The 15061-nt window shown below is 68.8% G+C and carries 15 protein-coding genes; 14 read left to right on the top strand and 1 reads right to left on the bottom strand.

Annotated features, from left to right (window positions below; genetic code table 11):
• The first annotated feature begins 99 nt into the window (after window positions 1-99).
• The 5 genes from C8P69_RS08275 to C8P69_RS08255 all read left to right on the top strand — a co-directional run bounded on the left by C8P69_RS08275 (window position 100) and on the right by C8P69_RS08255 (window position 4425).
• Window positions 100-864: a heme ABC transporter permease gene (locus C8P69_RS08275; protein WP_108175975.1), complete on the top strand. Its 765-nt coding sequence runs from the start codon at window positions 100-102 to the stop codon at window positions 862-864.
• A 14-nt stretch (window positions 865-878) separates the two neighbouring features.
• Window positions 879-1055: a heme exporter protein CcmD gene (ccmD, locus tag C8P69_RS08270; protein ID WP_108176541.1), complete on the top strand. Its 177-nt coding sequence runs from the start codon at window positions 879-881 to the stop codon at window positions 1053-1055.
• Window positions 1052-1624 (top strand): DsbE family thiol:disulfide interchange protein, encoded by a 573-nt coding sequence (locus C8P69_RS08265; RefSeq protein ID WP_108175973.1) that lies wholly within the window; start codon window positions 1052-1054, stop codon window positions 1622-1624. Before ccmD ends, C8P69_RS08265 begins: the two co-directional genes overlap by 4 nt.
• Before the next feature lie 429 nt (window positions 1625-2053).
• Window positions 2054-2848 carry an enoyl-CoA hydratase gene (locus C8P69_RS08260; protein ID WP_108175971.1) on the top strand — a complete coding sequence of 265 codons (795 nt, stop codon included), beginning with the start codon at window positions 2054-2056 and terminating at the stop codon, window positions 2846-2848.
• Between the two features lie 140 nt (window positions 2849-2988).
• Window positions 2989-4425, top strand: a complete 1437-nt coding sequence (locus tag C8P69_RS08255; protein WP_108175969.1) for a homospermidine synthase — start codon at window positions 2989-2991, stop codon at window positions 4423-4425.
• Window positions 4426-4660: 235 nt separating this feature from the next.
• Here the strand turns inward: C8P69_RS08255 and C8P69_RS08250 are convergent, their stop codons facing one another.
• Window positions 4661-5164, bottom strand: a complete 504-nt coding sequence (locus C8P69_RS08250) for a CinA family protein (RefSeq protein WP_108175967.1) — start codon at window positions 5162-5164, stop codon at window positions 4661-4663.
• Between the two features lie 171 nt (window positions 5165-5335).
• On the opposite strand from C8P69_RS08250, the gene C8P69_RS08245 reads away from it, so the two are divergent.
• The 9 genes from C8P69_RS08245 (at window position 5336) to tesB (ending at window position 14817) form a co-directional block, all read left to right on the top strand.
• Complete coding sequence (locus C8P69_RS08245) at window positions 5336-6256, top strand: ABC transporter ATP-binding protein (RefSeq protein WP_108175965.1); 921 nt, start codon at window positions 5336-5338, stop codon at window positions 6254-6256.
• Window positions 6257-6258: 2 nt separating this feature from the next.
• Window positions 6259-7038 carry an ABC transporter permease gene (locus tag C8P69_RS08240; RefSeq protein ID WP_108175963.1) on the top strand — a complete coding sequence of 260 codons (780 nt, stop codon included), beginning with the start codon at window positions 6259-6261 and terminating at the stop codon, window positions 7036-7038.
• Between the two features lie 37 nt (window positions 7039-7075).
• The gene (locus C8P69_RS08235) at window positions 7076-8098 is read left to right on the top strand and encodes an ABC transporter substrate-binding protein (RefSeq protein ID WP_245901935.1); all 1023 of its coding nucleotides are present in this window, start codon (window positions 7076-7078) and stop codon (window positions 8096-8098) included.
• Window positions 8099-8130: 32 nt separating this feature from the next.
• Window positions 8131-9570 (top strand): amidohydrolase family protein, encoded by a 1440-nt coding sequence (locus tag C8P69_RS08230; protein WP_108175959.1) that lies wholly within the window; start codon window positions 8131-8133, stop codon window positions 9568-9570.
• A gap of 63 nt (window positions 9571-9633) precedes the next feature.
• Window positions 9634-10752 (top strand): polyamine ABC transporter substrate-binding protein, encoded by a 1119-nt coding sequence (locus C8P69_RS08225; protein ID WP_108175957.1) that lies wholly within the window; start codon window positions 9634-9636, stop codon window positions 10750-10752.
• 9 nt (window positions 10753-10761) lie between these two features.
• Window positions 10762-11922, top strand: a complete 1161-nt coding sequence (locus C8P69_RS08220) for an ABC transporter ATP-binding protein (RefSeq protein ID WP_108175955.1) — start codon at window positions 10762-10764, stop codon at window positions 11920-11922.
• A gap of 232 nt (window positions 11923-12154) precedes the next feature.
• On the top strand, window positions 12155-13057 hold the full coding sequence (locus C8P69_RS08215; RefSeq protein ID WP_108175953.1) for an ABC transporter permease: 903 nt from the start codon (window positions 12155-12157) through the stop codon (window positions 13055-13057).
• Complete coding sequence (locus C8P69_RS08210) at window positions 13057-13845, top strand: ABC transporter permease (RefSeq protein WP_211353813.1); 789 nt, start codon at window positions 13057-13059, stop codon at window positions 13843-13845. Before C8P69_RS08215 ends, C8P69_RS08210 begins: the two co-directional genes overlap by 1 nt.
• Window positions 13846-13944: 99 nt before the next feature.
• A complete protein-coding gene (gene tesB / locus C8P69_RS08205; RefSeq protein WP_108175949.1) occupies window positions 13945-14817 on the top strand; it encodes an acyl-CoA thioesterase II in 873 nt (290 codons plus the stop codon).
• Window positions 14818-15061 lie beyond the last annotated feature (244 nt).

Genomic DNA, 15061 nt, shown 5'->3' with positions numbered 1-15061 from the left:
GATGCCAGACGGCCCGGGCTCGTCCCGGGCCGTTTTGCGTCGGTCCCCCGGTTGATCGGCCGCATTGCCTTGGCCCATGCCCCGCACTATCAGAAGGGCATGGGGCTTCTCGACCTCGCCAATCCCTCGCGCTTCCTCGCGCTCGTCGCCCGTGTGCAGCCGTGGCTCATCGCCGCGACCGTTGCCGTGTTCGCCGTGGCCGCCTGGCAGGTCTTCTTCGTCTCGCCCGACGACTACCAGCAGGGCGACACGGTCCGGATCATGTACATCCACGTGCCGGCCGCCTGGTTGTCGCTGTTCTGCTACGCGGTGATGGCTGCGGCCTCCCTCGGCACCCTGGTCTGGCGCCATCCGCTCGCCGATGTCTCCGCCAAGGCCGCGGCCCCCATCGGCGCCGCCTTCACCTTCATCTGCCTCGCCACCGGCTCGCTCTGGGGCCGGCCGATGTGGGGCACCTGGTGGATATGGGACGCAAGGCTGACCTCCGAGCTCGTCCTGCTCATTATGTATCTCGGCCTGATGGCGCTCTGGCGCTCGATCGACGATCCGGGCCGGGCCGGGCGCGCCGCGGCCGTGCTCACCCTCGTCGGCACGGTCAACCTGCCGATCATCAAGTTCTCGGTCGACTGGTGGAACACGCTGCACCAGCCGGCCTCCGTCTTCCGACTCGGCGGGCCTACCATTCACCCCTCGCTGCTGACGCCGCTGATGGTGTCGGCGCTGGCCTTCACCCTGCTCTTCCTCGTCCTGCACCTCGCCGCCATGCGCAACGAGATCCTGCGCCGCCGCGTGCGTGCCATGCAGCTCATCGAGGCGCAGCGCGAGACCCTGCCGGCCGGCGCCCAGCCGGTGCCGGGGGAGTAAGCGCCATGGGCACGATGTTCGGGGTGCAGCATGCCGGCTTCATCATCGCCTCCTATGCGGTGACCATCGCGACGATCGGCGCCCTCATCGCCTGGATCGCCATCGACCACCGCCGCCAGAAGGCGGCGCTGGCGGCGCTCGAGGCGCGCGGCGTCACGCGCCGCTCGGCCCGCGGCGGAGAGGCGTCATGAGCGAGATCACGGGCGAGGCGGCGGCGCCGCGCCGCCGGTCCTTCCTGGCCTTCCTGCCGCTCGTCATCTTCGCCGGACTGGTCGTGGTCTTCCTGATCGGCCTGCGCGGCGATCCGCAAAAGCTGCCCTCGGCGCTCATCGGCAAGCCGGCGCCGCAGGTGGCGCTGCCGCCCGTCGAGGGCGTCGACCGCCCGGGTCTCACCACGGCGGCGCTGCAGGGGCAGGTGACGCTGGTCAATGTCTTCGCCTCCTGGTGCATTCCCTGCCACGAGGAACATCCCTTCCTCATGGAACTGGCGAAGGACAGCCGCTTCCGCCTCGCCGGCATCAACCAGAAGGACCAGCCGGACAATGCCCGGCGGTTCCTCGGCCGCAACGGCAATCCCTATGCGCTGGTCGGGGCCGACATGTCGGGCCGCGCCTCCATCGAATGGGGCGTCTATGGCGTGCCGGAGACCTTCGTCGTCGGGCGCGACGGGGTGATCCTTTTCAAGCATGTCGGGCCGATCACGGCGGAGTCCTTGCGCGACCGGCTGCGGCCCGAGATCGAGAAGGCGCTGGCGCGGTAAGCGCCGCGGCCGTTGATCGCCGCGTCCCGCCGGGCGTCGCACCCGAACCTCCGACCGTCATGCCCGGCCTTGCGGCGGGCATCCACGAATTGCTTTGAGATGGCGGTGTTCAAGTCATGGATGGCCGGGACAAGCCCGGCCATGACGGTGAGGGCGTGTTTTGGCTGCCAAACGGTGCGATCGAGGCCCCTCACCCTTCCCTCTCCCCGCTCGCGGGGAGAGGGGGACCATGACGTTCCGCCTTCGCTGACATCCGGAGTGCCAGGCACAGCGGTATGCGATCCCATGCGACGCCGGTGCCCCCTCTCCCCGCGAGCGGGGAGAGGGAAGGGTGAGGGGCCATATTCCCCCTCCGCCGAATGGCGGGATGCGGCGGTCGCGTCCAAGGTCCCACACTGGCGGTCCATCGCCCGATCGCTGGACCGCGCCATGACCGACACGACCGCCGAACCCGTGCTCCTCACCGACCGCCAGGGGCCGGTCGCGATCCTCACCCTCAACCGGCCCCGGGCGATGAACGCGCTCTCGCAGGCGCTCATCCGCACGCTCACCGCCGAGATCCTGTGGCTCGCGGCCGATGACGCCGTCCGGGTCATCGTGCTGACCGGGGCCGGCGACCGCGCTTTCTCGGCCGGCCTCGACCTCAAGGAACTCGGCGCCAAATCCGGCCTCCTCGGCATGGTCGAGGCGGACGGCGAGCGGCCGAACCCGATCCGCGCCATCGAGAACTGCCCGAAACCGGTCATCGCCGCGGTCAATGGCGTCGCCATCACCGGTGGCTTCGAGCTGGCGTTGGCCTGCGACGTGCTGATTGCCGCCGATACCGCGCGCTTCGCCGATACCCACCAGCGGGTCGGCGTCATTCCCGGCTGGGGCCTCAGCCAGAAGCTGTCGCGCATCATCGGTCCGTCGCGGGCGAAGGAGATGGCGCTGTCCGGCCGCTTCATCACCGCAAGCCAGGCCAGCGACTGGGGTCTCGTCAGCCGCGCCGTCCCGGCGGCCCGCCTGATGGACGAGGCGATGGCGCTGGCCCGCGACATGGCGGAGGTCGAGCCCTCCTTCGTCGCGGCCTACAAGCAGCTGATGGACGAGGGCTACCGGCTGCCCTTCGGCGAGGCCCTGGCGCTCGAGACCGACCTCTCCCGCCGCCACAACACCGCGCTCCGGCCGGACGAACTGGAGGCGCGCAGGGCAGGGGTGCAGGCGAAAGGTCGCAGCCGCTGAGCCACGCGTCATCGCCACGTCACGCGAATAGGCGTTGACGGGCGGGTCCCTTCATGGCCAATGCGCCATTCTTCCGCGGGTCCCGGGGCTGACAAGCCGGGACCCTTTTTCCGTCACCCATGCCAGTCCGGAGACCTCGCATGAGCCAGTGGCCCGTCTATCATGAAATCACCGGCCCGATCGTGATGATCGGTTTCGGTTCCATCGGCCGCGGCACGCTGCCGCTGATCGAGAGGCATTTCAAATATGATCAGACGCGCATGGTGGTCATCGATCCGGTCGACACGGATCGCAAGCTGCTGGACGAGCGCGGCATCCGCTTCGTGCAGGAGCATGTCACGGCGGAGAACTATCGCGACCTGCTGACGCCGCTGCTGACCGCCGGCGGCGGCAAGGGCTTCTGCGTCAATCTCTCGGTCGATACCTCCTCGGTCGACATCATGGAGCTGTGCCGCGAGCTCGGCTGCTTCTACATCGATACGGTTGCCGAGCCCTGGGCCGGCTTCTATTTCGACACGTCGAAGGGTCCGGCGGCGCGCTCCAACTACATGCTGCGCGAGCGCGTGCTGGAGGCCCGCGACCGCAAGCCCGGCGGCACCACCGCCGTGTCCTGCTGCGGCGCCAATCCCGGCATGGTCTCCTGGTTCGTGAAGCAGGCGCTGCTCAACGTCGCCACCGACCACAAGGTCGATTTCACCGAGCCGAAGACCAAGGCGGAGTGGGCGGCGCTGGCCGCCAAGGTCGGCGTGAAGGGCATCCACATCGCCGAGCGCGACACCCAGCGCTCGAAGAAGCCGAAGCCGGCCAATGTCTTCGTCAACACCTGGTCGGTCGAGGGCTTCGTGTCCGAGGGCATGCAGCCGGCCGAGCTCGGCTGGGGCACCCATGAAAAGTGGATGCCGGCCAATGCCGGGACCCACGAGACCGGCTGCGGCGCGGCCATCTACCTGCTGCAGCCCGGCGCCAACACCCGCGTCCGCTCCTGGTGCCCGACGCCGGGCGCCCAGTACGGCTTCCTCGTCACCCACAACGAGGCGATCTCCATCGCCGACTATTTCACCGTCCGCGACGGGTCGGGGAAGGTCACCTACCGCCCCACCTGCCACTACGCCTATCATCCGGCGAACGATGCCGTGCTGTCGCTGCACGAGATGTTCGGCGCTGCCGGCAAGCGGCAGGATAGCTGGCACATCCTGGACGAGAACGAGATCGAGGACGGCATCGACGAGCTCGGCGTGCTGCTCTACGGTCATGCCGGCAATGCCTACTGGTACGGCTCGCAGCTCTCCATCGAGGAGACGCGGCGCATCGCCCCCTATCAGAACGCCACCGGCCTACAGGTGACCTCGGCCGTGCTCGCCGGCATGGTCTGGGCGCTGGAGAATCCGGAGGCCGGCATCGTCGAGGCCGACGATATGGACTTCCGCCGCTGCCTCGAGGTTCAGCGGCCCTATCTCGGCCCGGTCATCGGCACCTATACCGACTGGACCCCGCTCAAGGGCCGCCCGGGCTTCTTCCCCGAGGATATCGACACCTCGGATCCCTGGCAGTTCCGCAACATCCTCGTGCGCGACTGAGCGGCACGGACCTTATGCGCGAAGGGCGGGCCATGGGCCCGCCCTTTGTGTTTTGGGGGCGCTTTTGAGGGAAGGCCCCACCCGCACCCTCCCCTCTGGCGAGGGGAGGGGGGCCATGACGTATCGCCTTGTCTGACACGGCTGGGCCAGGCCCAACCCATCAAGACACGGCAGGCGGTCGACGTCCCCCTCCCCTCGCCAGAGGGGAGGGTAAGGGTGGGGCATTCAAATCCCCTCAATTGGTCTCCAGCACCTCGGCGAAGAGCCCCAGTGCCGCCGCCGCGAAGGCGCGCATGTTGGCGGCGCGGTCGGCCGAGCCGGTGGCGATGGTGATGGTGCGGGTGACCGGCCCGTCGAGCCCGAGGCAGGCATGGCCCGCCGGATCCCCGTAGCGATTGCCGGTCGGGCCGGTGGCGCCGGTCTCGGACAGGCCCCAGACCGCGCCGTGGCTCTCGCGAATGGTCTTCGCCATCAGCGCCGCCCAGGGCTCCGAGGCCGAGCGGATGCCGCTTTCGACCATCTGCCGGGTGGAAATGCGCAGCAGGGCGTCACGGGCCTTCGGCGTGTAAACCACAGCGCCGCCCAGATAATAGGCGGAGGCGCCCGGGACGGCGAGCAGCGCCGCGGAAATCAGCCCGCCGGCGGAGGATTCGGAGACGGCGACGGTCTCGCCGCGGGCGACCAGCCGCGCGGCGATGCAGGCGGCGAGGGCGTCGAGGTCGGGCGATGAGGCTGTCATGGGCGGCTCCGGTGCATGTCCGGAGCCTGCCCGAGCCCGGATGACGCGGCAACACCGCCAGGAGAGGGGGCCGCGCCGGGATGACGCAGGCCGCGAGGGCGGGCTTGGCACCCGTCTTGCGAACCCCGAGGGGCCTCACGGCGCCCCGCTCCCGCATCTGCAGGAATTGCCATGTCCCTCGCTCTCGCCAAGGTCGCTCCGCCGCCGGATGACGGGATCACTGCCCAAGAAACAGGCAGCACTGAAACAGGCAGCGCGACCCGCGTCTCGGCTGCCCGCCCCTTCATCGAGTTCGAGAAGGTCACGGTGCGCTTCGGCAAGGGCGACAAGCAGGTCCAGGCCCTCTCCGAGACGAGCCTGTCGATCGAGGAAGGCGATTTCGTCGCGCTGGTCGGCCCTTCGGGCTGCGGCAAGTCCACCCTTTTGAAGCTGGTCGGCGACCTTCTGAAGCCCTCGACCGGCCACGTCTTCGTCGGCGGCCGCGAGCTCGGTGCCACGCCCATCCGCATCGGCATGGCCTATCAGAATCCGACCCTGCTGCCGTGGATGAACATCCGCGACAACGTCATGCTGCCGCTGAAGATCGTGCCGCCCTTCCGGTCCGAGTTCTCGGCCAAGCGCAAGACCGAGTTCCGCGACCGGGTCGAGGCGCTGCTGGCCCAGGTGGGCCTTGCCGGGTTCGGCGAGAAATTCCCCTGGCAGCTGTCGGGCGGCATGATGCAGCGCGCGAACCTGTGCCGCGCCCTGATCCACGAGCCGGACCTGCTGCTCCTCGACGAGCCCTTCGGCGCCCTCGACCAGTTCACCCGCGAGGAGCTCTGGCAGATCATGCAGGACCTCTGGATGACCAAGAAGACCACGGTCCTTCTCGTCACCCACGACCTGCGCGAGGCCGGCTTCCTCGCCAACCGCATCTGCGTGATGAGCGCCCGGCCCGGCCGCATCCTCGACGATTCCTCCGTCGCCTTCGCCCGGCCGCGTAGCATCGACATGACCTACGAGGCCGATTTCGTCGCGCTCAACCAGCGCCTGCGCAGCCTGATCGTTGAGGCCCGCGGCGGCACCGGCATCGTCCAGGCGGGAGGACACTGACCATGGACGGCCTTTCCGATCTCATTCGCCGCAAGTCGGCCTCCATCGCCCTCATCATCGGCGTCTTCGTGTTCTGGGAGGTCGCCTGCCTCATCGGCGGCATTTCCGACATCGTGCTGCCGCGCCCGACCCAGATCATCGCCTCGCTGATCCAGTACTGGCCGGCGATCCGCCCGCATGCGGCGCAGACGCTGTTCACGACGCTCGCCGGCTTCGGCATCGGCGTGCTCATCGGCGTCGCTTTCGGTGTCGCCATCGGCTCCTCGCGCCTCGCCTATGACACGGCCTATCCGCTGCTGGTCGGCATCTCCTCGATCCCGAAGGTCGCCGTCGTGCCGATCTTCGTCCTGTGGTTCGGCGCCGGCACCGTGCCCGCGATCCTCACCGCGGCGATCATCTGCATCTTCCCGATCGTCGTGAACGTCGCGACCGGCATCGCCACGGTGGAGCCGGAGCTCGAGGACGTGATGAAGACGCTCAAGGCGTCGAAGTGGGACATCCTCTGGAACGTCTCGCTGCCGCGCGCGATGCCGTACTTCTTCGCCTCGTTGAAGGTGGCGGTGACGCTCGCCTTTGTCGGCTCGGTGGTGGCGGAGACCGTCGCCTCCAACCGCGGCATCGGCAACATGATGATGGTGGCCTCCTCCACCTTCAACGTGCCGCTGGTCTTTGCCGGGCTCTTCATCCTCGCCGGCCTCGGCGTTGGCCTCTACGCGATCTTCTCGCTCGCCGAGAACCGCATCACCGGCTGGGCCCACCGCAAGGACCTTGCGGTAACCTGACCACAGCATGCCTTTCCCCCCAAACCGGAGGATTTCCGTGCACCTCTCCCGACGCATGCTCATCGGCTCGGCCGCCACGCTTCTCGCTGCCCCGGCCCTCGCGCAGTCCCGCACCGCGCTGAAGTTCACCCTCGACTGGCGGTTCCAGGGCGTCCACGCCTGGTACTATCTCGCCCAGGAGAAGGGCTATTTCCGTGACGCCGGCCTCGATGTCACCATCGATCAGGGCGAGGGCTCGGCCGCGACCGTCTCCCGCGTCATGGGCGGCGCCTACGATGCTGGCTTCGGCGACGTGAACGCCATCATCCAGAACGCCGCGCAGCGGCCCGGCGAGCAGCCGGTCATGGTCTACATGATCTACAACAAGGCCCCCTTCGGCATCGTCGTGAAGGCCAATAGCGGCATCAACACGGTGAAGGATCTCGAGGGCAAGAAGCTCGGCGGTCCCGCCGGTTCGGCGACGACGCGCATGTGGCCCGCCTTCGCCAAGCTCAACGGCATCGACCCGGCGAAGAGCGAGATCGTCAACATGGCGCCGAACCTGCAGGAGCAGATGCTCATCCAGGACCAGGTGCAGGCCTCGCTGATCTTCACGCTGACCAGCTACATGAACCTGATCGGCATGCGGCAGGACCCGGACAAGGACTTCCGCTGGTTCGTCTTCGGCGACCACGGCATCGCCGCCTATTCCAACGGCGTGATGGTCTCGCAGAAGCTCGCCCGCGATAATCCGACCGCCGTGCGCGGCCTCGTCTCCGCGGTCAACCGCGCCATGAAGGAGACGCTCGCCAACCCCGCCGCCGCCATGGCGCCGATGACCAAGGTCGAGCCGCTGTTCAACCAGGCGCTGGAGGCCCGCCGGGTCGACTATGCCGCCAAGACGGCTATCGTGACCCCTGAGGTCCGGACCCTCGGCTTCGGCGACGTGGACGATGCGCGCATGACCCGCGCCATCGCGCAGATCGTCGACGTGTTCCAGCTGCCGCGGGCCCCGGCACCCTCCGAGGTGTTCAACCGCTCCTTCCTGCCGCCGGCCGCCGAGCGCGCTGCCGGCGCCTGAGGGCGCTTTTCTCCCGCATCCGCAGGACCGCCATGACCCGCATCATCACCGCCGCCGGCCTCATCGACGCCGGCGGCGCCGCTGGGCCCTCCGCTATCACGGTGGAGGGCGACCGCATCACCGCGGTCCGGGCGCTCGCGCCCGGCGAGGCCCATGATGACGTGCTGGTCCTTCCCGCTTTGGCGAACGCGCATGACCATGCGCGCTCGCTGCGCACCTCCTCCATCGGCGGCTTCGGCCGGCCACTGGAGACTTGGCTGCACCGCCTCCAGCTCTTCGGATCGGTCGATCCCTGGCTGGCCTCGGTGGCGCCCTTCGGCCGGGCGCTGCTCGGCGGGCAGGGGGCCTCGATGGTCCACTACACCCGTGTCCAGGGGCTCACCGACTTCGTCACGGAAGCGAAGGAGGTGGCGCGCGCGGCTGGCGACGTTGGCCTGCGCATCGCCTTCGGCATCGCCATGCGCGACGCCAATCCGCTCGTCTATGGCGAGAGCGGGCCGATCCTCGAGGCTCTTGCCCCCGAGGCCCGCGCCGAGGTCGAAGCGCGGTTCCTCGCCAAGCCCCTGCCGGTGGCCGAGCAGCTCGCCCGCGTCGATGCTGTCGCCGCGGCCATCGCGTCGCCCATGGTCGACGTGCAGTACGGCCCCAACGGCGTGCAATGGGCGACGCCGGCCCTGCTCGAAGGGATCGCCGAGGCCTCGGCGCGCACCGGCCGGCGGGTGCACATGCACCTGCTGGAGACCCGCTACCAGCGCGAATGGGCCGACCGGCATTTCCCCGGCGGCATCGTCCGGCATCTGAAGGAGATCGGCCTCCTCTCGCCGCGCCTGACGCTGGCCCATTGCACCTGGGCGTCGCCTGAGGATCTGGAGCTGATCGCCGAGAGCGGCGCGACCATCTCGGTCAACACCTCCTCCAACCTCGCCCTGCGCTCGGGGCTCGCGCCGGTGGCGGCGATGATCAAGGCGGGCTGCAAGGTCGGCCTCGGCATCGACGGCCAGGCCTTCGACGAGGACGATGACCTCCTGCGCGAGATGCGGCTGGTCTGGTCGCTCCATGCCGGCTGGGGCTTCGACAAGGAGATTTCGACCACCGACGTCATGCAGGCCGTGTTCACGGCCGGCCACCGCACGCTGAACTCGCCCGTCACCGGCCGCATCGAGGCCGGCGCGCCGGCCGATCTCGTCATCCTCGACCGCGCGGCGCTCGACGACGACGCGCTGATGGAGGTGCCGCCGGTCGAGCTGCTCTTCGCCCGCGCCTCCGGGCGGCACCTGAAGGAGACGCTCGTCGCCGGGCGCAGCGTAGTGAAGGACGGCACGGTGACCGGCGTCGACCTTGCCGCCGTCCACCGCGAATTGCGCGCCGCCATGCGTGGGCAGGTGGAGGCTCGCTCGGCCTTCCGCGCCGCCCTGCCGGAGCTGGAAGCGGTGATCTGTCGCCATTTCTCCGACCGTCTCGGCTGTTGCTAAACGCCGCGCTTCGCCTAGATTGCCGCCGGCCTTTCGGCAGGCTCTGAAACGAAGGATGGCATCATGGTCCCACGCTCCCTGTCGCGACGTGTCGTTGCGGGTCTTGCCACGCTGACGCTGGCGATGGTCGGCCTTGGCGCTGCCGCCACGGCCCAGGCCCCCCGGGAGCTGAGGATATTCAACTGGTCGAACTATATCGACGAGCAGGTGCTGCGCGACTTCGAGCGCGAGTTCAACGCCAAGGTCGTCTACGACACCTATGATTCCAACGAGGTGCTGGAGACTCGCCTGCTCGCGGGCCGCACCGGCTACGACATCGTCGTGCCCTCCGCGCCGTTCCTGTCCCGGCAGATCGCCGCCAATGTCCACCAGCGGCTGGACCTCTCCAAGATCCCGAACCGCACCCATTTCTGGCCGGACATCCAGCGCCGCACCGCCGCCTATGACCCCGGCAATGCCTTCTCGGTGAACTATCTCTGGGGCACGACGGGCATCGGCTACAACGTCGCCAAGATCCGCGAGCGCATGCCCGACGCGCCGCTCGATTCCTGGAAGCTCGCCTTCGACTTCGACACGCTCGCCAAGTTCAAGGATTGCGGCATCCATTTCCTCGACACGGCCGAGGATTTCCTGCCCTCGGTGATGCGCTATCTCGGCCGCGACCCCAATTCCAAGCGCGCCGAGGACTGGGAGGCCGCCGCCGCCCATGTGCAGCAGCTGCGCACCCTCGTCACCAAGTTCCACTCCTCCGAATACATCTCCGCGCTCGCCAACGGCGATATCTGCCTCGCGGTGGGCTATTCCGGCGACATCTTCCAGGCGCAGAAGCGGGCCAAGGAGGCCGGCAACGGCGTCGACATCCAGTACGTCATCCCGCGGGAGGGCGCGCAGATGTGGTTCGACCAGATGGCGATTCCCGCCGATGCGCCGAACGCCGACCTCGCCCATGCCTTCATCAACTACGTGAACCGGCCCGAGGTCATGGCGAAGATCGCGACCTTCGTCTCCTATGCCAGCGGCAATCTCGCCGCGCGGCCGCTGGTGGCGCCGGCCGTGCGCGACAACCCGTCGATCTATCCGCCGGATGCTGTCATGGCGCGGCTCTTCACCGTGACGAGCCCCGATGCGCGGCTGCAGCGCGTCATCACCCGCGCCTGGACGCGCGCCAAGACCGGCCGCTGAGGCCGGATCGTGGAGCCTCCCGAACACGGCGCGGCGAAAGCCGGCCCGCGCGCGGCCTTCGCCCCGTGGGACGATCCGGGCGCGACGCCGCTCGTCGTCTATGACCGGGTGACCAAGCGCTTCGGCGCCGAGACCGCGGTCGCCGACCTGTCGCTCGCCGTCTATGAGCGCGAGTTCTTCGCTCTGCTCGGGCCCTCGGGGTGCGGCAAGTCCACGCTGATGCGCATGCTGGCGGGCTTCGAGAGCCCCAGCGAGGGCCGCGTGCTGCTCGCCGGCGAGGACCTTGCGGGGGTGCCGCCACACCTGCGGCCCGTCAACATGATGTTCCAGTCCTACGCGCTCTTTCCGCATATGAGCGTGGAGAAGAACATCGCCTTTGGGCTCGCCATGGAGGGCCGGCCGCGCGACGAGATCGTCGCCCGCGTCGGCGAGGCGTTGCGCATGGTGAAGCTCGACGGCCTCGCGGCGCGCAAGCCGCACCAGCTCTCCGGAGGCCAGCGCCAGCGCGTGGCGCTCGCCCGGGCGCTGGTGAAGCGGCCGAAGGTGCTGCTGCTCGACGAGCCGCTTGGCGCGCTCGATCGCAAGCTGCGCGAGGAGACCCAGTTCGAGCTGATGGCGCTGCAGGAGCGGCTCGGCCTCACCTTCATCATCGTCACCCACGACCAGGACGAGGCCATGACCATGGCGACGCGCATCGCCGTCATGGACAAGGGCCGGCTCGCCCAGATCGACACGCCGCGGACCATCTACGAGGCGCCGGCGACCCGCTACGTCGCGGACTTCATCGGCGACATCAATTGCGTCGAGGGCAAGGTTTCCGGCGTGGACGGGATCCGCGTCACCGTGTCGACGGCGCTCGGCGACATGGTCGTTGCGGAGACCTCTGAGGCCGTTTCGGTCGGCCAGGCGGTGGCCGTGGCCTGGCGTCCGGAGAAGACCCGGCTGCTGCCGGCTGGCGAGGCGGGGCCGCAGGGCGTGTCGATGCTCGCCGGCACGGTCGCCGATATCGGCTATCTCGGCGACTGGTCGACCTATCACGTCGACATGGGCGGCCTGAGGCTGAAGGCGGCGGTGGCCAATGCCGTGCGCCGGGCGGAGGATGCCATCGCCTGGGGCGACAAGGCCAGGCTTGCCGTGGCGCCCGAGGCGCTGATCCTGCTGGTGCGGTGATGGGACGAACCCTCTCGCGACCCGTTTCGCATCCCTTTGCCGGGGCGCTGCGGCCTCCCACACCTCTCCCCGGCGGGGAGAGGTCGACGAGCGCAGCGAGGCGGGTGAGGGGGAGGATCTCCTCCTCTGGACTTTGCCCCCTCTCCCGGCCTGCGGCCGACCTCTCCCCGCCGGGGAGAGGTGGGGCGGCGGCTCGTCTTGGTGCTGGGCTGCCCGCGGGGGGGAGCGCCCGATGAGCGAGCGCGCCACCCGCCGGACCATCATCCTCGTGCCCTATCTGTGGCTGGCGGTGTTCTTCCTCGTGCCCTTCGCCATCGTGGCGAAGATGTCGCTGTCGCAGGTCGCGACCGCCATCCCGCCCTACACGCCGGTCTTCGGGCTGGAGGACGGCCCGGCCGGGTGGCTCGCCAAGGCGCGCGAGCTCTCGCTCGACAATTACGCCGTGCTCGCCGGCGACCGGCTCTATATCGACGCCTTCCTCTCCTCGATCCGCATCGCGCTGATCGGCACGGCGATCCTGCTTCTCGTCGGCTATCCCATGGCCCATGCCATGGCGCGCGCGCCGGAGCGCTGGCGGCCGATCCTCGTCATGGCGGTGATCCTGCCGTTCTGGACGAGCTTCCTCATTCGCGTCTACGCCTGGATCGGCATCCTCAAGCCCGAGGGCCTTTTGAACGAGCTGCTCCTGGGCCTGGGTCTCATCGGCGCGCCGCTCCAGATCGCCAATACCGAGACGGCCGTGCTCATCGGCGTCGTCTATTCCTACCTGCCCTTCATGGTGCTGCCGCTCTATGCGGCGCTGGAGCGGATGGATCGCACACTGCTCGAAGCCGCCGCCGACTTGGGATGCCCGCCCTGGCTCGCCTTCTGGCGCATCACCGTGCCTCTGTCGCTGCCCGGCATCGTCGCCGGCTGCTTCCTCTGCTTCATCCCGATCACCGGCGAGGTGGTGATCCCCGACCTCCTCGGCGGCTCCGACACGCTGATGATCGGCAAGACGCTGTGGACCGAGTTCTTCTCCAACCGCGACTGGCCGGTGGCCTCCGCCGTGGCGGTGGTGCTGCTCGTCATCCTCGTCGGGCCGATCATGGTCTACCAGCGCCAGCAGGGCCGCCAGCTGGAGGCGGGCCGATGATCTCCTCGCGCTCCCGCTTCCTCGACGCCACGGCGCTGACCCTCGGTTTCGCCTTCCTCTACCTGCCGATCGTCATCCTGGTGATCTTCTCCTTCAATGCCAGCCAGCTCGTCACCGTCTGGGGCGGCTTCTCGACGCGCTGGTACCAGGGCCTCTGGCAGAACCGGCAGCTGATGGATGCCGCCTGGATGACGCTGAAGGTGGCGACACTCTCCGCCCTGCTCGCGACCGTCATCGGCACGCTCGCGGCGCTGGCCTTGACCCGCTATGCCCGCTTCCGCGGCCGCACGCTGTTCTCCGGTCTCGTCTATGCGCCCATCGTCATGCCCGAGGTCATCACCGGCCTGTCGCTGCTGCTGCTCTTCGTCTCGCTCGGCCTCGAGCGCGGCTTCTGGACGGTGACGGTGGCGCACGCGACCTTCACCTGCGGCTTCGTCGCGGTGGTGGTGCAGTCGCGGCTCGTCACCTTCGACCGCTCGCTGGAGGAGGCGGCGGCCGATCTCGGCGCGAAGCCCTGGCAGGTCTTCACCCGCGTAACGCTGCCCATCATCGCGCCGGCCGTCATCGCCGGCTTCCTCCTCGCCTTCACCCTGTCGCTCGACGACCTGGTCATTGCGAGCTTCACCACGGGCCCGGGCGCGACCACCCTGCCCATGCGCGTCTACAGCCAGGTGCGGCTCGGCGTGACGCCGGAGGTCAACGCCATCTCGACGCTGATGATCGCGGCGGTGACCGTGCTGGTGATTGCCGCCTCGCTCGCCACCAAGCGCGGGGCGGCGCGCGGCTGAGGCGGGCGGCGCAAGGGCCGCATCCCCCGGCGCGCCTTGACCCACTGGCGCAACGGGTGGTTTGTGGCGGAAGACCCCTGATCCCGCCCGAGCACCACCATGTCCGCCCCTCCCGCCTCCGCCGTCGCCAATCTCCTGTCGATCCTCGACCTCGAGCGGCTGGAGGTGAACCTGTTCCGCGGCAAGAGCCCGCAGGACGGCTGGCAGCGCGTCTTCGGCGGCCAGGTCATCGGCCAGGCGCTGGTGGCGGCCTGCCGCACGGTAGAGGGCCGGCGGCCGCATTCGCTCCACGGCTATTTCGTGCTGCCGGGCGATCCGAAGCACCCGATCATCTACGATGTCGAGCGGGTGCGCGACGGCCGCTCCTTCTCGACCCGGCGCGTGCGCGCCATCCAGCACGGCGCGGCGATCTTCTCGCTTTCGGCCTCCTTCCACGTCGAGGAGGAGGGGGCCGAGCACCAGTTCTCCATGCCGGACGTGCCGCCGCCGGAGGCGCTGAAGTCGGAAGCCGACGTGCGCCAGCTCTTCCATGCCCATATGTCCGACGCGATGAAGGCCTATTTCGCCCGCGAAAGGCCCATCGAGATCCGCCCGGTCGAGTTTGGCCGCTATACCGGCGAGGCGCAGGCCGAGGGCAAGTTCCACGTCTGGATCCGCACCACCGCGCCCCTGCCGGATGATCCCGTCGTCCACCAGTGCGTGCTCGCCTATGCCTCGGACATGACGCTGCTGGACGCCGCCAACGTGCCCCATGGCCGCTCGTTCTTCGACCAGTCGGTGCAGGCCGCGAGCCTCGACCATGCCATGTGGTTCCACCGGCCGTTCCGCGCCGATGACTGGCTGCTCTATGCCCACGATTCGCCCTCGGGTCAGAACTCGCGAGGGTTCACCCGCGGCTCGATCTACACGCGGGAGGGCGTATTGGTGGCCTCGGTGGCGCAGGAAGGCCTCCTGCGCGAGAAGAAGCGCTGACCGTTCTGCCTTTTCCTTGTGCAAATCGGCGGGCTAAACGCGGCCCAAACAAGGCGGGGCGCGAATGCTGCACGATTTTTCATCAGGTGGCTCGCCGAGGCCCTGCCTGAGGCGCCTCGTCCATATTCAACTATCTGATTTGTCGCGATAATCCCGCGCTTCGCGCCACTGGCACGAGAATTGACTCCCCCAACGCGGTTCGGACGCCGGTCACCTGGTCGGCCCGGCTTGCAGACAACCGCTT

The organism is Phreatobacter oligotrophus, assembly GCF_003046185.1.
Taxonomy (GTDB): Bacteria; Pseudomonadota; Alphaproteobacteria; order Rhizobiales; family Phreatobacteraceae; genus Phreatobacter; species Phreatobacter oligotrophus.
Note: the sequence above shows the minus strand (reverse complement) of the source record. Positions and strands in the feature narration are given on the sequence as shown.